The organism is Streptomyces sp. NPDC048603 (assembly GCF_043199475.1).
In the GTDB taxonomy this organism is placed as follows: domain Bacteria; phylum Actinomycetota; class Actinomycetes; order Streptomycetales; family Streptomycetaceae; genus Streptomyces.
The window spans coordinates 191,899-211,779 of sequence record NZ_JBICVY010000009.1 but is presented as its reverse complement, the minus strand read 5'-3'; the positions used below and the strand labels follow the sequence as shown (position 1 = coordinate 211,779).

Annotated in this window: 20 protein-coding genes; 8 read left to right on the top strand and 12 right to left on the bottom strand. The window is 70.1% G+C overall.

The genetic code is table 11. The features are described from left to right. Positions 1–58: 58 nt before the first annotated feature. The gene (locus tag ACGFQ9_RS23705) at positions 59–628 is read right to left on the bottom strand and encodes a 2'-5' RNA ligase family protein (RefSeq protein WP_393576533.1); all 570 of its coding nucleotides are present in this window, start codon (positions 626–628) and stop codon (positions 59–61) included. 204 nt (positions 629–832) lie between these two features. On the opposite strand from ACGFQ9_RS23705, the gene ACGFQ9_RS23700 reads away from it, so the two are divergent. Together ACGFQ9_RS23700 and ACGFQ9_RS23695 are read left to right on the top strand one after the other, a co-directional pair. Then, positions 833–1,939, top strand: coding sequence for a 2-oxoglutarate and iron-dependent oxygenase domain-containing protein (locus ACGFQ9_RS23700; protein WP_393576297.1), 1,107 nt, complete (start codon positions 833–835; stop codon positions 1,937–1,939). A 1,581-nt stretch (positions 1,940–3,520) separates the two neighbouring features. Further along, positions 3,521–3,670 carry a hypothetical protein gene (locus ACGFQ9_RS23695; RefSeq protein ID WP_393576296.1) on the top strand — a complete coding sequence of 50 codons (150 nt, stop codon included), beginning with the start codon at positions 3,521–3,523 and terminating at the stop codon, positions 3,668–3,670. A 24-nt stretch (positions 3,671–3,694) separates the two neighbouring features. Here the strand turns inward: ACGFQ9_RS23695 and ACGFQ9_RS23690 are convergent, their stop codons facing one another. Continuing rightward, complete coding sequence (locus ACGFQ9_RS23690; RefSeq protein WP_393576295.1) at positions 3,695–4,147, bottom strand: hypothetical protein; 453 nt, start codon at positions 4,145–4,147, stop codon at positions 3,695–3,697. Between the two features lie 216 nt (positions 4,148–4,363). Between ACGFQ9_RS23690 and ACGFQ9_RS23685 the strand changes: the two genes are divergently transcribed. The 3 genes from ACGFQ9_RS23685 (at position 4,364) to ACGFQ9_RS23675 (ending at position 6,441) form a co-directional block, all read left to right on the top strand. Further along, positions 4,364–5,113, top strand: coding sequence for a hypothetical protein (locus ACGFQ9_RS23685; protein ID WP_393576294.1), 750 nt, complete (start codon positions 4,364–4,366; stop codon positions 5,111–5,113). A 252-nt stretch (positions 5,114–5,365) separates the two neighbouring features. Continuing rightward, positions 5,366–5,716 (top strand): transposase, encoded by a 351-nt coding sequence (locus ACGFQ9_RS23680; protein WP_393576293.1) that lies wholly within the window; start codon positions 5,366–5,368, stop codon positions 5,714–5,716. A 143-nt stretch (positions 5,717–5,859) separates the two neighbouring features. Beyond that, complete coding sequence (locus ACGFQ9_RS23675) at positions 5,860–6,441, top strand: hypothetical protein (RefSeq protein WP_393576292.1); 582 nt, start codon at positions 5,860–5,862, stop codon at positions 6,439–6,441. Positions 6,442–6,932: 491 nt separating this feature from the next. Here the strand turns inward: ACGFQ9_RS23675 and ACGFQ9_RS23670 are convergent, their stop codons facing one another. Next, complete coding sequence (locus ACGFQ9_RS23670; RefSeq protein WP_393576291.1) at positions 6,933–8,150, bottom strand: hypothetical protein; 1,218 nt, start codon at positions 8,148–8,150, stop codon at positions 6,933–6,935. Between the two features lie 446 nt (positions 8,151–8,596). Then, positions 8,597–9,076, bottom strand: a complete 480-nt coding sequence (locus tag ACGFQ9_RS23665; protein ID WP_393576290.1) for a hypothetical protein — start codon at positions 9,074–9,076, stop codon at positions 8,597–8,599. 83 nt (positions 9,077–9,159) lie between these two features. Between ACGFQ9_RS23665 and ACGFQ9_RS23660 the strand changes: the two genes are divergently transcribed. After that, the gene (locus ACGFQ9_RS23660) at positions 9,160–9,795 is read left to right on the top strand and encodes a VOC family protein (protein ID WP_393576288.1); all 636 of its coding nucleotides are present in this window, start codon (positions 9,160–9,162) and stop codon (positions 9,793–9,795) included. Between the two features lie 306 nt (positions 9,796–10,101). Here ACGFQ9_RS23660 and ACGFQ9_RS23655 read toward each other — a convergent pair whose 3' ends face one another. Continuing rightward, on the bottom strand, positions 10,102–10,761 hold the full coding sequence (locus tag ACGFQ9_RS23655; protein WP_393576287.1) for a maleylpyruvate isomerase N-terminal domain-containing protein: 660 nt from the start codon (positions 10,759–10,761) through the stop codon (positions 10,102–10,104). Between the two features lie 69 nt (positions 10,762–10,830). Beyond that, positions 10,831–11,709 (bottom strand): alpha/beta fold hydrolase, encoded by an 879-nt coding sequence (locus ACGFQ9_RS23650; RefSeq protein WP_393576285.1) that lies wholly within the window; start codon positions 11,707–11,709, stop codon positions 10,831–10,833. Positions 11,710–11,937: 228 nt separating this feature from the next. On the opposite strand from ACGFQ9_RS23650, the gene ACGFQ9_RS23645 reads away from it, so the two are divergent. Further along, positions 11,938–12,867 (top strand): ADP-ribosylglycohydrolase family protein, encoded by a 930-nt coding sequence (locus tag ACGFQ9_RS23645; RefSeq protein ID WP_393576283.1) that lies wholly within the window; start codon positions 11,938–11,940, stop codon positions 12,865–12,867. Between the two features lie 160 nt (positions 12,868–13,027). On the opposite strand, the gene ACGFQ9_RS23640 is transcribed toward ACGFQ9_RS23645, so the two are convergent. The 4 genes from ACGFQ9_RS23640 to ACGFQ9_RS23625 form a co-directional block, all read right to left on the bottom strand. Next, positions 13,028–13,903: a DMT family transporter gene (locus ACGFQ9_RS23640; protein ID WP_393576281.1), complete on the bottom strand. Its 876-nt coding sequence runs from the start codon at positions 13,901–13,903 to the stop codon at positions 13,028–13,030. 122 nt (positions 13,904–14,025) lie between these two features. After that, complete coding sequence (locus ACGFQ9_RS23635; RefSeq protein ID WP_393576279.1) at positions 14,026–14,508, bottom strand: GNAT family N-acetyltransferase; 483 nt, start codon at positions 14,506–14,508, stop codon at positions 14,026–14,028. A gap of 48 nt (positions 14,509–14,556) precedes the next feature. Continuing rightward, positions 14,557–15,159, bottom strand: a complete 603-nt coding sequence (locus ACGFQ9_RS23630) for a ScbR family autoregulator-binding transcription factor (protein ID WP_393576277.1) — start codon at positions 15,157–15,159, stop codon at positions 14,557–14,559. Positions 15,160–15,351: 192 nt separating this feature from the next. Beyond that, a complete protein-coding gene (locus ACGFQ9_RS23625; RefSeq protein WP_393576276.1) occupies positions 15,352–16,191 on the bottom strand; it encodes a DUF1838 family protein in 840 nt (279 codons plus the stop codon). Positions 16,192–16,250: 59 nt separating this feature from the next. Between ACGFQ9_RS23625 and ACGFQ9_RS23620 the strand changes: the two genes are divergently transcribed. Continuing rightward, positions 16,251–17,306: a S66 peptidase family protein gene (locus tag ACGFQ9_RS23620; protein WP_393576275.1), complete on the top strand. Its 1,056-nt coding sequence runs from the start codon at positions 16,251–16,253 to the stop codon at positions 17,304–17,306. Here ACGFQ9_RS23620 and ACGFQ9_RS23615 read toward each other — a convergent pair. After that, the gene (locus ACGFQ9_RS23615) at positions 17,191–18,273 is read right to left on the bottom strand and encodes a hypothetical protein (RefSeq protein WP_393576274.1); all 1,083 of its coding nucleotides are present in this window, start codon (positions 18,271–18,273) and stop codon (positions 17,191–17,193) included. The genes ACGFQ9_RS23620 and ACGFQ9_RS23615 overlap by 116 nt on opposite strands. 125 nt (positions 18,274–18,398) lie before the next feature. Then, complete coding sequence (locus ACGFQ9_RS23610; RefSeq protein WP_393576531.1) at positions 18,399–19,778, bottom strand: AMP-binding protein; 1,380 nt, start codon at positions 19,776–19,778, stop codon at positions 18,399–18,401. Positions 19,779–19,881 lie beyond the last annotated feature (103 nt).

Genomic DNA, 19,881 nt, shown 5'->3' with positions numbered 1-19,881 from the left:
GCCGGTGTCGGCTCCCTCCGGCCCGAAGGTGTCACACGCTCAGCTGCCGGGGCGGTCCCTACCCGGCCGGCCCCGCGGCGCCGCCATCCTCCGCGGGAGGCGCGCCGTAACCGGCGGACCGGCGTACGACGCCCTCCCCCAGGGTGATCGCGGCGCGGATCCGCATCGGCTCCTCGCCGCGCCGGGAGAGCAGGACCACTTCCTCGACCCGCGCCGGCATGCTCCCCAGCCGGGCGGCGCACTCCGCCGCCAGCCCGCGCGGGTCCCGCGTCCGCCCGAGCGACAGATGCGGCGTGAACCGCGCGAAGCGGCTCTCACATTGCGGGAACGGCTCGGCCAGCGCCCCCTGCAGATCCCTCCAGGGCGCCAGGCCGTCCGCGGCGGGGTCCAGCCAGACAGTGGAGTAGGCACGGTGCCGGAAGCTGTGCACCCCACCGAGCCGGACGTCGAACGGCGCACGTTCCGCGGCAGCGGCGGCCAGCAGCGGGAGGGCGAGCTCGAAGTCCTCCTCCGGGACGAACCCGAACACCAAATTGACGTGCGGCGGCCAGCGCCGGATCTGCGGGTCGTGCACCTCGCGGATGCTCTGGATGGCAGGCCACAACCCGTACGGCGGCAGCCACGCCACCGCCGTCCGGGGCGTGGGCGCGAGGTCGAGGATCCCGCGAACGCCGGCACCCCCACCCGCAGACGCCCCACCCACCCCACCCACCCGATTCCCCTCATCCATCACATTCCTCATGATGTCCCACCCTGCCCCTGATCGGTTCGAACCACCTGTGCCCCGGCCCGTACTACCGGACAGGAGGTTCCGACCAGAGGAGGCACAAGGATGTCCGGATTCCCGACGTTCCGGGTGGACGAGGCCGCCGACCAGCGGAAGCTGGGGCAGGAGATGGTACGGGCGTGGCAGCGCGACGGGATCTTCCAGGTCGAGCGCGACGCCGTACTGGAGGAGCGCACCGAGTCGGCGATGCGCGCGGCACGCGCGTTCTTCCGGCTCCCACTCGAACAGAAGACGACCTGCGTCAACGACCTCTCATACAGCGGGTACATCGAGTCCGGCGAGGAGCTCACGGCCGGCCTGCGCGACCAGCCGGAGATCTTCACCATCACGCCGGACTTCCCCCACCACCACCCGCGGGTACGGGCGGGACTGCCCTGCCACGGTCCGGTGCCCTGGCCCGGCGAGACGTTCCGGACGGCGATGCAGGCGTACCTCGAAGCGGTCGGAGCGCTCGGCGAGCGGATCCTGCACCTGATCGCGCTCGGGCTGGACCTGAAGGGACCGGAGGCGGACCACCTCAACCGGCTGACCCGGGACGGCTGGCACCACATGCGGGTACTGCGCTTCCCACCCCGTACGACGACCGTGGAACGCGGGATCGGCTCCCACACCGACTACGGGCTGCTGGTGATCGCGGCACAGGACGAAGTGGGCGGCCTGTACGTCCGGCCGCCCCTGGAAGGTGAACAACGCCCCCGGAACTGGCGGACCGGCGAGAGTTCGGCCGGACTGGCCGAGCACGAGCCGGGCTGGCGCTACGTGACCCCGGTGCCGAAGGTGGTCACGGTGTTCCCGGGGGACATCCTGCAGTTCCTGACCAACGGGACGCTGCTCTCCACACCGCACAAGGTGCGCCTGGCGGACCGCGAACGCTTCACCCTCGCCTACTTCCACGAGCCGTCCTTCGACGCACGGGTGCAGCCACTGGAAACCGACAACAGATCAGACCACGCCGACGCCGACGCCCCCGCCCCCGCCCCCGCCCCCGCCCGGGAGACGCTCCACTACGGACGCCACTTCACCGACATGTTCATGCGCTGCTACCCCGACCGGGCGACGACCCGGCGCATCACCGGGGAAGGACGCCTGTCCTCCCTCGACGCACCGCGCCCAGCCCCGCCAAGGCCCCTCACCGACGTCCCCGCCGCCTGATCCACCCAGGGGTACGATCCGCGCGGCCTCCTCCCTCACCACGCCTTCATCGGTCGTGGTCGGATACCCACGGGCTGCCGGGACCAACCCAGCATCCATCCCTGCGAGTGCGGGGAGCAGGAGGACCCGTTCGTCTTGGTGACCGTGCGGTCGGGGTCGTCGCCGCGGGTGCGGGGAGCAGACTCTTTGACCTGCCACTTTAGGTGGACAGGAGGTCCCAGGGGAGCACTTTCGTCGAAACCAGCTTTTCGGCTGTGTTTATGCAATTCCGGCCGCCTGGCCACAAGCGGGCTCGAAGGTTTTCTGTCTCCGGACAGAGCATGCGCACTGCGGGCAGACCGCCGGGCTCAGCTCAAGAACGTCGGCAGCTGCACGGAGCAGGGATACCTGGGGAGCCCCCCGACGGCTCGGCAACGTCCGTCAATAGCGCGGCGGTTGTGCCCCGTCCGGCGACCCCGGTGCCCGCGGAGACCGGAAGTTCGACCACTCGGCGGGGGCTGCCGCTCTCCAAGGTGAAGGCCGGTCTTGACGGCCGCGCAGTGCTGCGGCGCGTTAGTCGGTTTCGCGGGCGTGCCGGACAGGGGCGGCACAGCGCATCCCTTCGCGCAGTACTGTTCCCCTCTCAGCTCGGTCACGCTCAACCGGTGGCGCGCGGCCTCAGCGATCTGCGCCGCCGCATCCGCGCGCAGCTGCCGTACGTCCTCTGCGATCTGGGCGTCGAGGCGGGCAACCCGCGCCGGCACGCTGGACTGGAGCGCGTCCAAAGTGCTCGCCAGGGCCTGCGCGTCCGTGGGCGGAGTGGTCCGGGTATCGGCGGGCGCGAGGAGTGATCTGCGGGTACGCGGTCAGGATCCGGATCGCCTAGCGCACCGCCTCGGCCGTGGCACGCCCGGCCCGCTCCGCCTCCCCAAGCGCGGCCTCGTACTGCAGCCGATACTGCTCGATGAGGGCCAGGGTCTCCTTCCGGCTGGTGCCGGCCAGTCGGAGCGACAGCCGACTCTTCCGCCCCGCTTCCTCGATGCGCTCGCGGATCCGGCGTACTGACTCCGCATGCCGCTCCGCCGCCGTGCAGCGGCCGGTTTCCTCCCACGCCAGTTCCGCCCATACCCCGGCCCGGGCGAGGACGTCATACGCCGCCGACGCGAAGGCGCTTCCCGGGGTGACGGGAGCGTCCAGCCTCGCCTGCTGCTCCGCAGCCCGGCGCTCGGACGCACCCGCGACTCCTCGGCCCGTCGCGCAGCCGCCCGTGCCGCCCTCATGTGACGCCAGCTGCTCCGTGTGCAGGTGCCCGTACGGGCGCTGCCGCCAGGGAATGTACGCAACTCTTCCCTGGCCGGGGCCGGGATGCGAGCCAGTTCGTCCGTGACCATGACGTCGTCCGCGTCCACCGCCAGCAGGCGCCCGTAAGCGGCAACGGCGCGGTCCAGGCGGTCGGCCTCCGAACGCAGCGGACCGAGGGCAGCACGCGCCGGGTGGTCCCCCAGCTCGTCCAGCGGCAGGTGGAGGTGGAGGTGGCTCTCGCGACGGGCCCGGGACATGGCCGGGTAGGGGGTGCGGGAGTCGGTGTGGAGCCGGTACGCGATGGTGACCTCCGCGGTCAGGCCCTGCGCCGAGGCGACCGTCATCGCGTACGCGTGGGTCAGGCGGCCCTCCGCGATGTCACGGACGGACAGCCACGCCTCGTGCAGCGCGAACCTGGCCGCGTACGACGAAGCCACAGCGACCATGTGACTGGTCGAGATAGGTGCGGGACGGTCAGGAGCTCCAGCTATAGAGTCCGCCACCCGTGTTCACCGCTGATGCCGCTAGCCGGGCAACTCCCTGCAGGACCACCAGTAGATCATCGTCGGTCATATCGTCCCCGTCGGCAGATCTGATCCTTGTGGTCCAGCGACCCGCCAGCTCCTCTAGCGCGGAGGAGCTGGCATTGGCCAACGCCCGGGTCAAACGCTGCGGCAGAGCAAACACCTCGACGCCATCGTTCAAGGGGGCAGTGACCCACTCCGGCCACGTCCACCCATAGAGTTGCTCAAGCGGCGGGACTTCGGCAGAGGGTTCTTCAAAGTACATGTCCCACTCCGCGATGGCGCTGTCCGGCTCAATGAAGCGGCAGGTCACCGACTCAAAGGCCTGACCAGGTCCCCGCAAGCGCGTCGCAGCGGCTGTCTCGCTGTCGGGAGCGAGGAAGAACACTGTGTCGTGGGCCATCTCAGCATGATGGCAGCCGCCGAACTGAGCGCCGGTGACACATATCGAGACCAGGTGCCATCCCTCTCGACCAGTCTGAGGCCACTGCCACACCGCGTGTCGCCGACCCTGACATTCTCGTGTCGTCCGACACAAGAAGGAGGACCCAGAACTGCCACACGCCACCTCGCCAGGGCGCAGTCTTTGACACTAAAGGCATCTGCTTTGATCAGCCCTATGACGGAATGGTCTCAGCTCACCCATGCCTACGGCACCGCCGAAGACGTGCCTGGCCTCCTCAAGGCAGCCGGGCCCGACCCGGAGAGTCCCGCGTGGAACGAGCTCTGGTCCCGTCTGTGCCACCAAGGAACGATATACCCCGCGAGCTACGCCGCCCTGCCCGCGCTCGCCGAGAACGCGCGCCAGTTGACGGCTACAGACCGAACCATGCCCTTGCTCCTGGCCGCTTCCATCGTCGCAAGCACCGACCGGCCCTACGGGACGCCTTATCCAAAAGATGCCTACGCTGCCGAGATCGCTGAGCTGATCGAGCTGGTGGAGCAGGCACTGCGCCATCCGTCGCTGACCGACAGTCCAGATCGCTATGTGGAGCTGCTGGAGGCCCTGCTGGCTTTCGAGGGAGTCGAGGTGTGGGGTGAGGAGCTGCACGGTCTCAGCGGTGAGGAGTTCGAGGTCCCCTGCCTTGTGTGTGACGCCGAAAACTTCGTCGTGTTCGGCGAGTACGGCTACTTCTCAACGACCGATAGCTTCTACATGAACGAGGCCGCTGGGCACCGAAGGGAGTTGCAGCCCGCAAGCCCCGCCTCCTTGGAAGGGATGGCCAAGCGGCTCCACGCGCGTGCTCTCACCGATGGTCAGCACGAAGTGGCCAGCAAACTGACCTACGTCTTCGGCAGTGCGTACTGCGCGGAGTGCGGCGCCCTTTTCCGCGTCGATCACGCCATCATGGGCCGCTGGAGCAGTTGACCTGCCGCGGCTCCACTGACTGGCTTTGTACACGAGAGCGGGTTCTGGCTCGCTTTCCGTGATGCGCGCACGCTGAGTGACGACAGTCGACCCGGGTGCACAGGTCTTACCTGCGGTTTCCTGCGGACGTACCGAGTGGCGGGCGTCTGGTGGTCCTCCAACTGCGAGTCCGGCGGTTCCTCTGTCCGAGTCTTCCTGTGCTCGGCGGACGTTCGCTGAGCAGATGCCGGAACTGACCCGGCGGCACTGCAGGTGGCCGGAGCGGTTGCGGGCGACTCTTGCCGTGGTGGGTCTCGCCCTCGCGGGCCAGGCTGGCGCCCGGATGGCCCGGGCCTTGGGGGTGTCCGTCAGCCGCAACGCGGTGTTGCGGCTGCTCGAGGCATTACCCGAACCAAGGTCCCGGCCCCGCGGGTGGTTGGTGTTGATGAGTACGCCACACGCAAAGGACGGGTCTACGGCACGGTGCTCGTCGACGTCGAGTCGCGCCGGCCGGTGGATCTGCTTCCTGACCGGGAGGCGTCCAGCCTGGCCGCATGGCTCGCGAAGCGACCCGGCAGCGACCGAGACCGCGACGCGGTCATCGCTGGCCGGACCCTGCCCTGAAGCTCCGGCGTCGTCGAGGGACACGTGAACCGGATCAAGATGCTCACGCGTCAGATGTTCGACCGGGCTGGCTTCGCACTGCTCCGCAAGCGAGTCCTGTCGGCTCACTGATCGATGTCAGATGCGCGCGATAGCTTCCCCACATGGGTGTGTATCTGGTGAGCGTGGGCGCTGAGGAATGGTTCGGTGACGAGGAGGATGGATGGGGCGAGGTTGCTTCAGCGCTCAATGCTGAACTCAGGCGTCGGGGCCTGCCGCCCTACGAGGACGTTCCCCCAGAGACGGACTTCGCGCCTGGCTCAGGGCAAGATTTCGAGGAGAAGTTGACCCAATCCATGACCGGGTTCCTCGCCTTGTGCCAGACGCACCTGTCACGAGAGGAATCGGAGACCCTCTGCGGCTGGACCGTGCTCGTACCCTTCTCACTCGATGAGGAGGTCTGGCTGCCCGTCGAATCCGACGACCACGAGTCCATGGTCGCTGGCGCACCCCAGGTACTACCGCTCGCCGAGAAGCTGGCGACAGCCATAGCTCTGCCCGCCGAAACCCCGGCGACATGCGACAACCTCGACCTGAGCAGGTGGTTCAGGCACCAGGCAATGGAACTGGCCACCACTCGAACAGACCCGTGGACCAAGGATCTGGACACAGCGTTCTACGTCGCGCTGTTCCTGCGCGCCGCCCAGCACTCGATCCGACGCGGCTGCCCCATCGTCTGTACCTGAGCCTCGTCTTCGGTCCCTGGTCTCTCGGCGGATGTCACTCACCGTGCACGCGTCACGGAAAGCGAGCTAGAACCCGAGAACGGAAGTCGTCTGTCGACGGCTTCGGGAGTCACCGCGCGGGCCGGTTCCTTGATCAATGCCGATGACCCTCGTTTCCCTCCTCCAGGACGAGGGTGAGCTGCTGTTCCCCGCATGCGCGGGGATGAACCCCGACCAGTTCCTGGAACGGGCAGATAGGCCGTTGCTCCCCACACACGTGTGGGGATGATCCTTGGGCCTGGCTGCGGCGGAACGATCCGTTCGCAGAGGGCTCCCGCCGCCGGTTATGGTCAACCCGGCCGACGCGACCGACCGCGACGCGGCCAGTCGGAGTTTCGCGGAGTCCTGGTGGGTGCGGACCGTGGGGTGCCGTCAACGACGATCAACTTTCGAGCGCGCTATGGCGTGGGATTTCGGCATCGGGGCCAGTCGGCAGTGGAGATGCGCGGGCGCTACGCGAAGTTCCATTCCTCTTGGGGCAATGAGTGCCAGAGGTCGCGCCATTCGTGCAGCAGGAAGAGTGGTCGGGTCAGCATGATGTCGCCGGCCCGCTGGGAACGGACCGCGAGGCCGAGGTCGGTGCAGATCGGGTCGCCCGCAACGCTGTAGGACAGTCGCGCAGTGCGGTGGAGAAGCCATTCTTCTAGCTGGGACGGCACGCAGCCTGTCAACGGAATGTCGTCAAGTCTCACTTGGGGGCCGTCGAGCGCGTTCACGGCCACGCATCCCAGGCGGTCGTCTCGGAAATGGGCTCTGATTGCGGTGGCGGCGAAGTCGGCGTAGACAAGCTGTTGCAGTTCACTGTTGTAGGACGTTACGGTCGGCTGCTCGTCAAGGGCGTCGGTAATCTCCTCCAGCGTCATGCCGAAGTGCAGCGGGCCGACCCCGACGAAGGGCGTGAACGTCCACTCTGTGTGCTCCTCAGCCCGCGCGATCCGCCACGGCCCCTGATATCCCGATTGGCTTCCCGGGACCGCCACAGGTTCCTCGGGCTCAGACACGGACGGGACCGCAGGCTCAAGGGCGATCCAATCCGGGTGCCAGCGTCCGGGCAGTTCCTGGGCTGCGGTATCGACTGGCTGCTCGGCCAGCCAGCGGATCGCCGCCTCCTGACCGTCGTCCCACGGGTCGCCGGCCACCTCGCGCGCCCTGGCCAGCGTTGCGCGGCGGTCGTCCTCAGCTGCGATGAGGCCCTCGACGTCCTCGCCCCACGCCGCCAGCCGTTCCCGGGCGATCCATCGGTAGTAAGAGTCCGCGCTGGTGGCCAGGACGCCGCGGACGAGCGGCGCGTGGCACGGTATGGAAGAGTCGAGTAGCGGATCGGCGAGCAGCAGGGCGGTGGCGGCGACGGCGGCCTCCCTCACCCGTGGATCGCTGCCCTCGCACAAGAGTGCGACTTGGGAGTGCGGCGCCGGTCGCGCCGCCCGTGCCGCGCCCAGATCCTGCGCTGCGCGAGGCCGCTCTGTGGCGTCCAGACGGGCGACGTCCGCGAACGCGGCCACCCAGTTCAGCAGTTCCGCGCGCAGTGATCGCTCGCCCGCCCTGCGCTCCCACCGGGCCTTGGCGAGGGTGCGTGGATCGTCGAGCAGGGTGGCGATGATCAGGGCGGCCGACGCAGTCGTGGGGAACACTCGGCCTCGATTGAGCAGCAGCCGGTACAGGTATCCCACCGCCCTCACCCGATCCACTGGGTCGGCCGCGAGCATCGCGACGAGAACACCCGGCGTGTCGACCCGAGCAGACGTGCGGTAGCTCCTCCCAATTGGTACGGGTGAGTTCTGCGCGCGCTCTGGATGGCAGAGGGCCGACGTGGGCCTCGAACGGGCTAGCGGGTGTCTCGTGATTCACGCCCGCAGTGTCCCAGCTGGATACGACGCCGCCGGGTCGCTACTGCTCGTCCGGTTCGGCGTTCTCGCCAGTCTTGATGGTGAGCTTCCTGGCGAGCTCGAGGACGAGGACGCCCCTATTCCTTCAACACCTGGGCGAACGTGAGTATGTCCTCGTCGATGACCTTGGGTCGTCCGCCGTGGTTGCCTTCGCGGCGGCGGCGGTGGCTTACCCTGCGAGGGTCTTCTCCCGGATATGGCCTCCACCGGCGATGGCCGGGGCCCTGGGGTCATCCTGGCAGCGCAGAGCCTTCGCCGAACGCGGCGAGCAGTTGCAGCGGCCACTCAGGATCGGCCTGGCCGATGGCCAGGGCAATCCAGCGATCGGATGCAGGAGGCCGCCACACCTGCATGCTGCCGGCCAGACCGCACAGGAAGCCCATCGGCTCGGGCGCCTGAAAGTCCGGATCCGGGTTGTCGAATCCGAGATAGGGCCCGAGGTCAACCGCCTCGGGAGCACCACAGCGTTCCGTGAGGAGCGCAGCCAGACCGGCAAGATCGGCTTCGATGCTCTCCTCGGCCTCCTCCACCGACTCGGAGCTTCTGTCCTGCCAGAAGTCCTGGCTTTCCACGAGCACCGCCACGCGATACCCGGGACCACTCCACCGATCGCCAGCCTTCTCCTCCGTATGGGGAAACGGCATCGCGTGAAGGCTCTCGACAACGCGCAGCAGTGCCTCGGCGGAGCACGCCAGGTGCTGGGGCGGCATGCGCGCAGCCTAGTCCGTCGGTCGGCTTGTTGTTTGGGACTCGGCGTAGGGATTCGTACCGGTTGTCCAATGATGACGGCGCAGTGCGACTTGATCACGTGTCCTATGCGGTGGCCCGCGACAGCTTCGTCTCGACCGTCCAGTGGATCGGATCGGCCCTCGGCGCCGGGTTCGTCGACGGGGGCGTGCACCCGCGATTCGGCACCCGCAATTTCATTCTCCCGCTGAGCGGCGGCACCTACGTCGAGGTCGTCACCACACTCGACCACCCTGCCGCCGACCGGGCACCCTTCGGCCAGGCGGTCGTGCGCCGCGCCGCCGAGGGCGGAGGCTGGCTCGGTTGGGTGGTCTCCGTCGATGACATCGCCCCGGTCGAGGCCCGCCTCGGCCGCACCTCGGCCGAGGGTCACCGTGTCCGCCCCGACGGGTTCGACCTGAGGTGGAAGCAGATCGGCCTGCTGGAACTGCTGGAAGACCCGCAACTGCCCTACCTCCTCCAGTGGCTGGTCCCCATCGAGGAGCGCCCGAGCGCCGACCCGCGCACCTCCACCACCATCCACGGGATCTCCATCGCCGGCGACGCCGCCTCCATCGCCGAATTCCCCGGCGAACCGGCCGACCACCCCCTCGACCAGATCGACGTCACCTGGGTCGAGGACGAGGAACCGGGCCTGGTCTCGGTCGAGTTCGCCACCGCCCACGTCCTGGTCACGATCTGACCAGGGCCCGACTACCCTGCGGGAACAGCCGGCTGGGGTCTCCTGGCCAGCTCGTGTCTCTTTGATGGGTTGGTCAGTTGATCGCACCTATCTGCTCGAGCAGTGATCACTGATGCGACGCGCGGTGATCAGCCGCTTGAACCGCGGATACGCGGTCCGCTCGATCGACGTCATTCCAAAGCCCTACAGCCCGATGCCAGCGATCAGCGCGAGCGGCGCCCGCCCGCGCGGGCACATGGTCACACCGCCGGAATCGGACGTCATGGCCCCCTTTACGCGTCCCTTGGCTGGACCCCACCCGCACGCCTAACCAAGAACGAACGGCAGCTTCCCCGCCAGCTCCCCCAGTTCAGCCCGCTCCTCCCCACTCGGCACGCGTCGCCCCGTACCGACGAGCAGGGCATCCCGATCCGAGAACGAAGCCGGAAAACCGGCGCCGGCGATCCTCTCCAGCATCTCCCGCGAGCGTGCCAGCGCCCCCGCCGGCGGCGTCGGCACGTGCGGCAGATGGGCGCCCAGATCAAGATGGTGCAGCGTCCACTCCAGGACGTAGGCGGAGAGGTAGTCGCCCGCGGTCAGGACCTGTCCACGCGTGCCGACCCGAAGCTCCGGGTCGACGAGCCCGGCCGCGCGCCCCGCCGCGGCCCCGACGTCGTCCAGGTGGAACCGGAGCAGCCCCGGTTCCCCGTACGCGGCGGCCAACCGCACGGTCAGCGCGTCGAGCGGATCCTCCCCCGTCGGCGCGGTCCCGGTGACCTCCCAGTACGTCACCGCATCGCGGGTCGGTTCCGTGGCCGCAGGAGTCACCAAGGTGATCAGAACATCCTGCGCATCGATGACCAGATGGCACACCAGGTCGCGCACGAGCCACCCCCGGCACCCCGACGGCCGTGCGAAATCCTCGTCCGCGAGCCCCGCAACGGCCGTTCGCAGCGCCGCCCACGACCGCGAGAACAGATCATCCACCCCACGAACGTAGTGCGGCCCTCCAAGCCGGACAACCACCACACGCCCCGTCCGCACCGCCCGCCGGGATCAGCCGGTCCCGGCCCGCTCCGCGAGCCAGGCCAGGGCGGCCGGGCCGCCGTCCAGTACGGAGATGTGTCCATCGCCGACGGCCAACCGCAGCTCCGCTCCGGGACAGCGACCGGCCAGCCACCGACCGTGCGCGCCGGGAACCACCCGGTCCTGCCCTCCGTGCAACAACAGAACCGGCACTCGAACCTCACCCGGATCGAATCCCCACGGTCCGACGAAGGCCAGGTCGTCATCGACCAGTCCCCCCGGCCCGGCCTCCAGCGCCGGCCCGACCACGTCACCGAACCAGGCCCAATCCCCCGCGAGCGCAGCATGGTCGGCGGGAGTGAACATCTCCGGGTCGTAGGCGGCCTGCGCCTCGTACCGTTCCTTCGCCGCCCGGCCTCGCGCCGCAGCCCTCAGCGAAGCCGCACCGGACTCGGCCATCCCCCCGTACCAGTCCAGCCCCTCGGCGCCGAACGGCGCCAGTCCCGACACGCTGACCACCGCGCAGACCCGCCCTGGCAACAAAGCACCACAGGCCAGGGCATGCGGACCGCCCCCGGAATGACCCATGACCGCGAACCGTCCGATCCCCAGCGCGTCGGCGATGGCGGCCACATCACCCGCTGCCGAGGCCACGTCCCGGCCCGGCCGTGGCGTGGACCCGCCGTAACCCGGCCGGTCGTACGACACCCAGCGGATGCCGAGCCGATGACCGGCCGGAAAGAGCGGCACGGGCGGCGCACCGATGTTGGGCGTGCCGTGATGCCAGAACACAACGAGGCGGTTCTCCTCGGACTCCCCCGTGTCGTACACGTGCAGCCTCCGCCCGTCGTGCAGGTCCAACTCGCTCTCCACCACACCGCACCCCCGACATCCGACGCCCCGGTTCATCCGGCCTCGAACCTATCCCGGCCCCACCCCAGGCCTACCCCGGTCCCACCCGAATCGGGACTCGGCGCTGTCGCATCAGCCAGAAGCCGATGGAGCGCCGTCCCGCTGACGATTTCGGTGGACATGCGGGTCTCGTCGCCGTCTTCGCGGCCGAGCTCCGTCAGGTTGGAGACCAGGTTGCGGAACAGCGCCGCGCGGCTGACGAGACGGCACACATAACCTGCGCGAATGAAGCGGATTCAGCGGGCCGCAGGCGCGGTCGTCGGCTCAGCGGTGGGTGACGCCCTGGGCGGCCCCTTCGAGTTCGGTCCACCGGGAGCGTTCTCCGCGCGGTTTCCCGCGCCGGGTGCCGGTGGCGAGATGGGCGGAGGCGGTGGCTGGGACCCCGGCGAGGCCACTGACGACACGCAGATGGCCGTCCTGGTCGCGGAGTCCCTGCTGGAGCGTGGCGGACTGGATCTGCCGGACGTCTTCGCCCGCTTCCAGCGGTGGGCAGCATCAGAGCCGAAGGACATCGGCCTGCAGACCGAAGACGTCCTGACCAACGGCATGCCCTGGGACCTCGCCGCCGCGATCCATTTCCAGGTCAATCAGCGAGCAGCCGGAAACGGCTCCTTGATGCGGGCATCGACCTCCGCGGTCCACTTCGCGGCCGCCGGCCAAGAAGCCACCATGGACGCCGCCCGCCGCATCGCCGCCCTCACCCACGGGGACCGCGCGGCCTGGGAAGGCACCGCGATCTTCCACGAACTCATCCGCGTCACGTTCGAGGACACCGACCCCCTCACCGCGCTCCCGGACATCCTGTCTCTTGTCCACCCCGCCCACCGCGACCGCTACGCCACAGTCCTCGCGCCCGACTGGCACCCCGATCAGGCCACCGAGTTCAACGGTGCCGTCTGGCCCTGCCTGGGCTCCGCCGTCTGGGCCCTGCGCACCACCACCAGCTTCGAAGACGCAATACGCGCGGCGATCGACCTCGGTGGCGACACGGACACCGTCGCCGCGGTGACCGGAGGCCTCGCGGGTGCGTACTACGGGCTGGATGCCATCCCCGCCCACTGGACCCAGCCGCTGCATGTCCCCCTCCCGGGATTCGACGGAAGAGTGCTGCACCTGCCAGACCTTCTCCACCTCGCGCACCGCCTCGGAAGCTGAACCGGTTCCTATGCGGCTGCCTCCTGCACCGACGGCACCCGTGCGCGGCAGGCCCAGCCCGTCGCCGGAAGGCTGTCGGGCCATCGGATTCGCCCGGGGCGGTCGGTGTCCCGCTGCCCCATGTCGCCCTCGGCCCATGACGAGCTCGGCTCGGCCCGGCTCAGCCCGTACGCCCCCCGCCGCCGCCCACCCGCGTCGGCCGTCGTCGCGAGACCGCAACGCCCGCCAGGCAGATCGCTCCGCCGAGCAGGGTGAGCCAGCCGGGGATCTCGCCGAGGGTGGTCCAGGCGATGAGCACCACGACTGCGGGCACCGCGTACGTCGTCGCGCCCATCTTCCCCGCGGTGGTGCGCGACAGCGCGTACGACCAGGTGGTGAAGGCCAGCGCCGTGGGCCCCAGCCCCAGGTAGACCATGTTCAGGACGGCCGAGGCCGGGGCCTCCGGCAGCTCCGAGACCAGCTGGCCGGCGAACGGCAGGGTGAACGCCGTCCCCACGAAGCAGCCGTACGTGGTCACCTGCAGCGGTGTCCCGTGCCGCAGCGCCGGCTTCTGCGAGACCACGCCGGCGCCGTACGCCAGCGCAGCGAGCAGGCACAGCAGCACACCCGTCAGCGAGGACGAGCCGCCGTCGGACATCGACAGCCCGACGACGGCCGCGCCGACGAACGAGACGCCCATGCCGGCCATCAGGCCCGGCGGGAAGCCCTCCTTGAGCAGCCAACCGCTCAGCAGCGCGATCACGATCGGGCCGATGTTCACGACCATGGCCGCGGTGCCCGCGTCCACCTGCTGCTCGCCCCAGTTCAGGACCACCATGTACAGCCCGAACCAGAGCGTGCCGGAGGCCAGGATGCCCGGCCAGGCCGCGCGCGGCGGCAGGGGCACCCGCTTGACCAGCAGAACGCAGCCGAGGACGAGCGAGGCGGTGAGGAGCCGTCCGAGGGCGAGCGCGCCCGGGCCGAAGTGTTCCGCGGCGGACCGGATGGACACGAACGCGGACGCCCACATCACCACGGTGACGGCGGCCGCCGCCAAGGCACGACGGTCGGCACCGATGCCTTCGGCGGCGCCGGCAGCGGTACCGCCAGCCGTACCGGCACCGGCACCGGTTCCGGCACCAGCACCGGCCTTCACACCGTCCCTCTCCGGGGAACCGCTCACCGCTGCGCGTCGCCGTCGACCGCGCGGCTCAGCGTGAACCAGGGCACCGTGTCCCCCGGTTCGAGCAGGTACTCCTCGATCACCGTGAACCCGTGGGCCTCCGCGAAGCGCAGGCCCTCCGGGTTCGAGCCGAGCACCACGGTCTCCACCGCCGTGGCCCCGAGCTCGCGGGCCTTCGCCATGTTGCTCTCGTGCAGGAGTGCGCCGAGCCCGCGGCCGCGGTACTCCGGGAGGACCCGGGCGATCACCGTGGCGATCGTCGGGTCCTCCGAGGGCGGGCGGACCGTGGAGCATCCCACCAGGACGTCGCCGAGGTAGGCGACTTCCAGGTGGTTGCGCCCGGACCGCTCGCGTACGGCGTCCAGGGGCAGCGGGTCCGCCGGGATGATCAGGTTGTGGACGTACTGCCAGTCCTGGAGGAGGGTCTCGGCCTCGCCGTGGACCCGTTCGATGCGCAGCTCGGTGCGGAGATCAGTCACGGGAGCAGAACACCCGCCCGACCTCACCACTGTCAATCAAATTGGGCCTCAGCGCAGATCCAGCGCCGCGCGCGCCTCCGGCGTCGCGACGGCCGGCAGCAGGTAGCGCCACATCACCGCGATCCGCGCGGGCAGGTCCGCGTGCTGCTCGGAGATCCGGCACATGACCTGCGTGCCGGTGTACGCGGCCATCAGCACCCTCGCGAACTCGGCCTCGTCCACGTCCGGCAGCAGCTGCCCCATCTCGCGCGCGACGGTGAGCTCCTGCACGAACCGGTCGATCCACCACTCGTAGATGGCGAACTCGCGCAGCCCGGACTCGCCCTGCTCCACGGCGAGCTTGACCCCGGCCCGCAGCAGCACGTTGACCTGCATCTCCTCGGCGAGGTAGCGGGTCATGTCGAGCAGGTGCCCGAGACCGCCCGGCCCGGGCGGGAACCGCAGGTCACCGGCCTGCTCCAGGATGACCGCGCGGGCAAGGCCTTCCTTGGACTGGAAGTGGAAGTACACCGCGCCCGCCGTGACCCCGGCCCGTTCCCGGATCTTGTTGATGCTGGCGCCGCTGAAGCCGTTCTCGTCGAACACTTCCGCCGCGGCCCGCAGGAGTACTTGCCGGGTGCGTCGTGCCCTGTCCTGCTTCGGTTCTGCCATGAGACGTTCCCCCGTCTGTTCGGCAAGATAAATAAAAAGAGAGTGTCCTTTATGTTAAGCAGCGCGATCACCGGTCACCAGCAGTATGCTGATCTGCCGTCAGATCTTCACCAGATCTGACGACCACCCCACCAACACCAGCACCAACACACGTCGGCAGGACCCGGCAGACCTGCCCTCAGCCCTCAGCCCTCAGCCCTCCACGAGCTTCCTGAAGTACGTCCAGCTCGTCTCGTTCGGCTCGCTCCACGCCTCCGGCGCATGGGCGAACTCCGGGTGATGGCCCGCGATGTAGGCCCGGGTGCGCTCCGGTACGTCGGCGTACGACGGCAGCTTGCGCCCCCGGCAATGGAAGACGAGCCCGCCGGGCCGCTGGCCCTGCTCCATCCACGGCAGCCACGGAGACATCCGGACCCAGGACATGCCGGCCGGAACGCTGGGTTCCCCGGTGGTGAGGACATCGGCTGGCGCGAAGAACTGGAAGAGCTCCAGGGCCCGGTACGTGTCGTCGGCGGAATGCGCGGGGAATTGCGCGACCGGCAGCGGCGACGGATAGGCGAGCGGAATCTCCAGACTGAAGCAGAGCTGGTCCCCGAGGTCGGTCACGGGAATGGGGAAGGGCCTCAGCCGCAGGTTCGCCGGGTCGTTCCAGACGTGCACCACCTTGTGGTCCTGCCACGTCTCCAGGATCTCCCGGGTGCCGGGATCCAGGTAGAAGGCCGCTTCCCGCGACAGCAACTGAAAGCCGTCGCCATCCCCTCCGCCCCCTCCATCCCCACCGTCCCCTCCGCCCCCTCCATCCCCGCCGACCGGCACCAGCCGGGCCACGTTGACCCCCTCGAACCCGAAGATCCGCTGGTACGGCTCCCCGGGACCCCAGGAGTAGACGTCACCGGACCAGTGATAGGTGACCTCACCGCCGTCGAGGGAGGCACGGGTCCGGGCGAAGGCCCGGAGCAGCTCGGCGGGGGTGGCACCGGGGACAGGGCCCGGAGCGGACGCAGGCGTGGATGCAGGCGTGGATGCAGGCATGGTCCCAACTGTGGGAAACCCGATCCGCCTTCCGCAAGGTCGTGTGTAAGAGTGGCCAGATGAGCATCCGCTATCCGCGCCCCCTCCTCCCCGGTGACCGAATCGGCGTCACCTCCCCCTCCAGCGGCGTGCCGGAGCGCCTCCGGGGCCGTCTGGACTTCGCCGTCAAGACGGTCGAGGCGCGCGGGTACGAGGTCGAGGTCGGCCGGTGCATGGACGGCGACGCCGGCCACGTCAGCGCGTCGGCGGCCGAGCGGGCCGACGAGCTGATGCGGATGCTGACGGACCCGTCGATCCGCGCCGTGGTCCCGCCGTGGGGCGGCGAGACCGCGATCGACCTGCTGCCGCTGCTGGACTGGGACCGGCTGCGGGAAGCGGAGCCGACCTGGGTGGTCGGGTACTCGGACATGTCGACGCTGATGACGCCGCTCACCCTCCTCACCGGCTGGGCGACGGTGCACGGCAACAACCTGATGGACACCCCGTACCGGACCCCGGAGGGCCTGTCGTCCTGGCTGGATCTGGTGGCGCTGGAGCCGGGCAGCCGGATCACGCAGGTCCCGCCGGGCCGGCACCGGACCTCGGGCTGGGACGACTGGGTCACCTCCCCCGAGGTGACCGACCTGAACCTGGACAAGGCCGGCACCTGGCGCCGCCTCGACACCACCACCGGCACGGCCACCGGCACCACCACGGATGTCATCGTCGAGGGCCGCCTCATCGGCGGCTGCACGGAAACCCTCTGCAACGCCATCGGCAGCCCCTACGCCGACCTCACCGCCTTCACCCGGCAGCACGCCCCCGAGGGCCTGATCGTGTACGTGGAGGCCTGCGAGGACAGCGCCCTGCACATCTGCCGCAACCTCCACGGCATGCGCCTGGCCGGCTTCTTCGACGCCGCCAACGCCGTACTCGTGGGCCGCACCTCCGCCCCCGACTCCCCCTCCCTCACGCAGGACGAGGCGGTCATGGACGCCCTGGGCGGGCTCGGCGTACCGATCATCGCGGATGTGGAGTGCGGGCACGTGGCCCCGTACCTCCCGATCGTGAACGGCGCCCTGGGCCGGGTGGTCCACACACCTCACCGCAGCGAACTGATCCAGACCCTGACCTGAGCCAGTACGACCTGGTCGCCGCCAACAGCGCCAGGCCGTACCCGGCGAAGGCGGTGAAGCCGATCCAGCCGACGAGCACGGCATCGGCGGAGGAGGGGAAGTCGCCCGCCCGTACGGTGACCAGCCCGGCGGCGGCCAGCAGCAGGTACCCGATCCCGAACAGCCCGTAGGGCACCAGCGTGCCCAGGCCGATCAGGGCCGGCGTGAGCGGCAGCCAGCGCGGTACGCGGCGCCCGTGCAGGACGGGCGTCCAGCGCGGGAAGACCTGCCCCCAGGGCCGGATCAGGCCGAACAGCAGGAAGAGGCCCAGCGCGGCGAGCAGCACCGTGCCGTCCACGCCCCAGCGGGCCAGGGTGAGCCAGAGGCCGGAGGCACCGTTGCGGGCGGCGGCCGTGTGCATGTCGGCACCGCTCACCCCGGCGAAGGTTCCGCCCAGCACCCAGACCATCTTCATCGCCACGTACGGCACGAACGCCGACACCCCTGCGTACGCCGCAAGATGCGTTCGGCGCGAGGCCGCCGAGGGCGGCGGCGCTGAGCAGGGCGGCTGCACTGTGCAGGGCCGCGACCGGGGCACCGCCACACCGGAGAACGGCAGTGGCCCCCCTTCCCCCGGCCGGAGGCCACGCGACGCAGCCGTCCACAGCAGAACGGCGCCGACCAGCCCGAGCGCGTGCAGCACGGCCGCGGGCGGGCTGTCCACTCCCTGGGCGAACAGCAGCCCCACCACATCCATCAGCAGGCTGAACGCCGAGACCGCGGACAACACAGCGGCCGCCATCAGCAGAGCGCGCACCCCGGTCAGCGCGGCAACACCGGCGAGCAGGACCACCGCGATCACGAACCAGGCCAGCGGCCGCGGGCCCGCCCCCGTCAAGGCACAGCCGAGCGCGAAGCCACCCTGCACCGCCGCCCAGCCAAGAATCCAGGCACGGGCAGCACCAGCACCATCTCTGATCGTCCTCATGCCCCGATGCTCTTGGCGCTGCCCACCCGCGCACGTCGCTCCGGGGAAGGATCCCGCTCCCCCGAGCGAGGGAGCCGCGTCAGCCCGGACGCCTCCGGACCCGCCCGGTCAGGCCGGTCAGGCGGTCAGCCCGTTTCCCCGCCGAGCAGGAGCTTCTTCTGCGGCTTCCCCATGGCGTTGCGGGGCAGTTCGGCCAGGAAGCGGACCTCGCGCGGCCGCTTGTGTACGGCCAGCCGGGCGGCGACGAAGTCGGTGAGCTCGTTCCCGGTGACGCCCTCGGCGACGACGAAGGCCACGATCCGCTGCCCGAGGTCGGCGTCGGGCACGCCGACCACCGCGGCCTCCCGCACCCGCGGGTGGTCCAGGAGGGCGTTCTCGACCTCGCCCGCGCCGATCCGGTAGCCGCCGGACTTGATGAGGTCGACCGACGCACGGCCGACGATCCGGTGGACCCCGTCCTCGGGGTCGATGGCCGCGATGTCGCCCGTACGGAACCAGCCGTCGGCGGTGTAAGAGGCCGCGGTGGCCCCCGGGTTGTTCAGGTAGCCGGCGAACAGGGTCGGCCCGGTCAGCTGGAGTTCACCGATCTCGGCGTCCGCTCCGGCGCCCGCTTCGGCGACGATGCGCGTACGGATGCCCGGCAGCGGCGTACCCACGGTACCGGGCCGCGGCACGGTCCCGGCCCGGCCGCTGACCGTGATCAGCGTCTCCGTCATGCCGTACCGCTCCACCGGCCGGTGTCCGGTGAGCCCTTCGACGGTCTGGGAGACAGGCGTGGGCAGCGGAGCGCTGCCCGAGACGAGCAGCCGGGCGGACCTGAGGGCGGCGGCCTCGCCCGGCTGGGCGGCGATCCGGGACCAGACGGTCGGCACCCCGAAGTACAGGCTCCCGCCGGCAGCGGCGTACGCCTCGGGGGTCGGACGCCCCGTATGGACGAGGCGGCTGCCGGTGCGGAGCGCGCCGAGCACACCGAGCACGAGCCCGTGCACGTGGAACAGCGGCAGGCCGTGCACGAGGGTGTCCTCGGCGGTCCACTGCCAGGCGCCGGCGAGGGCGTCGAGGTCGGCGGCGATGGCAGCGGCGGTGAGGACCACGCCCTTGGGCGGTCCGGTGGTGCCGGAGGTGTAGAGGATCAGCGCCGGATCCGGATCGCCGCCGGGGCCGGAGGACGGGAGAACCGAAGTCCGGGAGGGGGCGGCGCCGGAACGCCGCGACCAGTCCACGGTGATCTCGGCAGCACCCGAGTCGCGCAGGATGTGCTCGCGTTCGGCGGGACCGGCATCGGGCGGCACCGGCACGACGGGGACCCCGGCGAGGAGTCCCCCGACCACCGCGGCGACGGTCTCCAGGGAGGCCGTCGCGTTCACGGCGACGGCCGGCGCACCCGCGATGTCGGCCGCCACGGCGCGGGCGGCGCCGAGCAAGTCCTCGTACGAGCCGGGCCGCCCCGCGACGCGCAGGGCGTCGGGCCGGTCGCCGAAGGACCCGCCGAGCGCGGTGAGCAGCTCGCTGGGCCTGTCGCCGAGCCCGTCGCCGAGCCCGTCGCTGGGCACGTCACTGAGCACGGCAACTCCCCTGTGATCACGGCCTGGACGTGATCAGCCTACG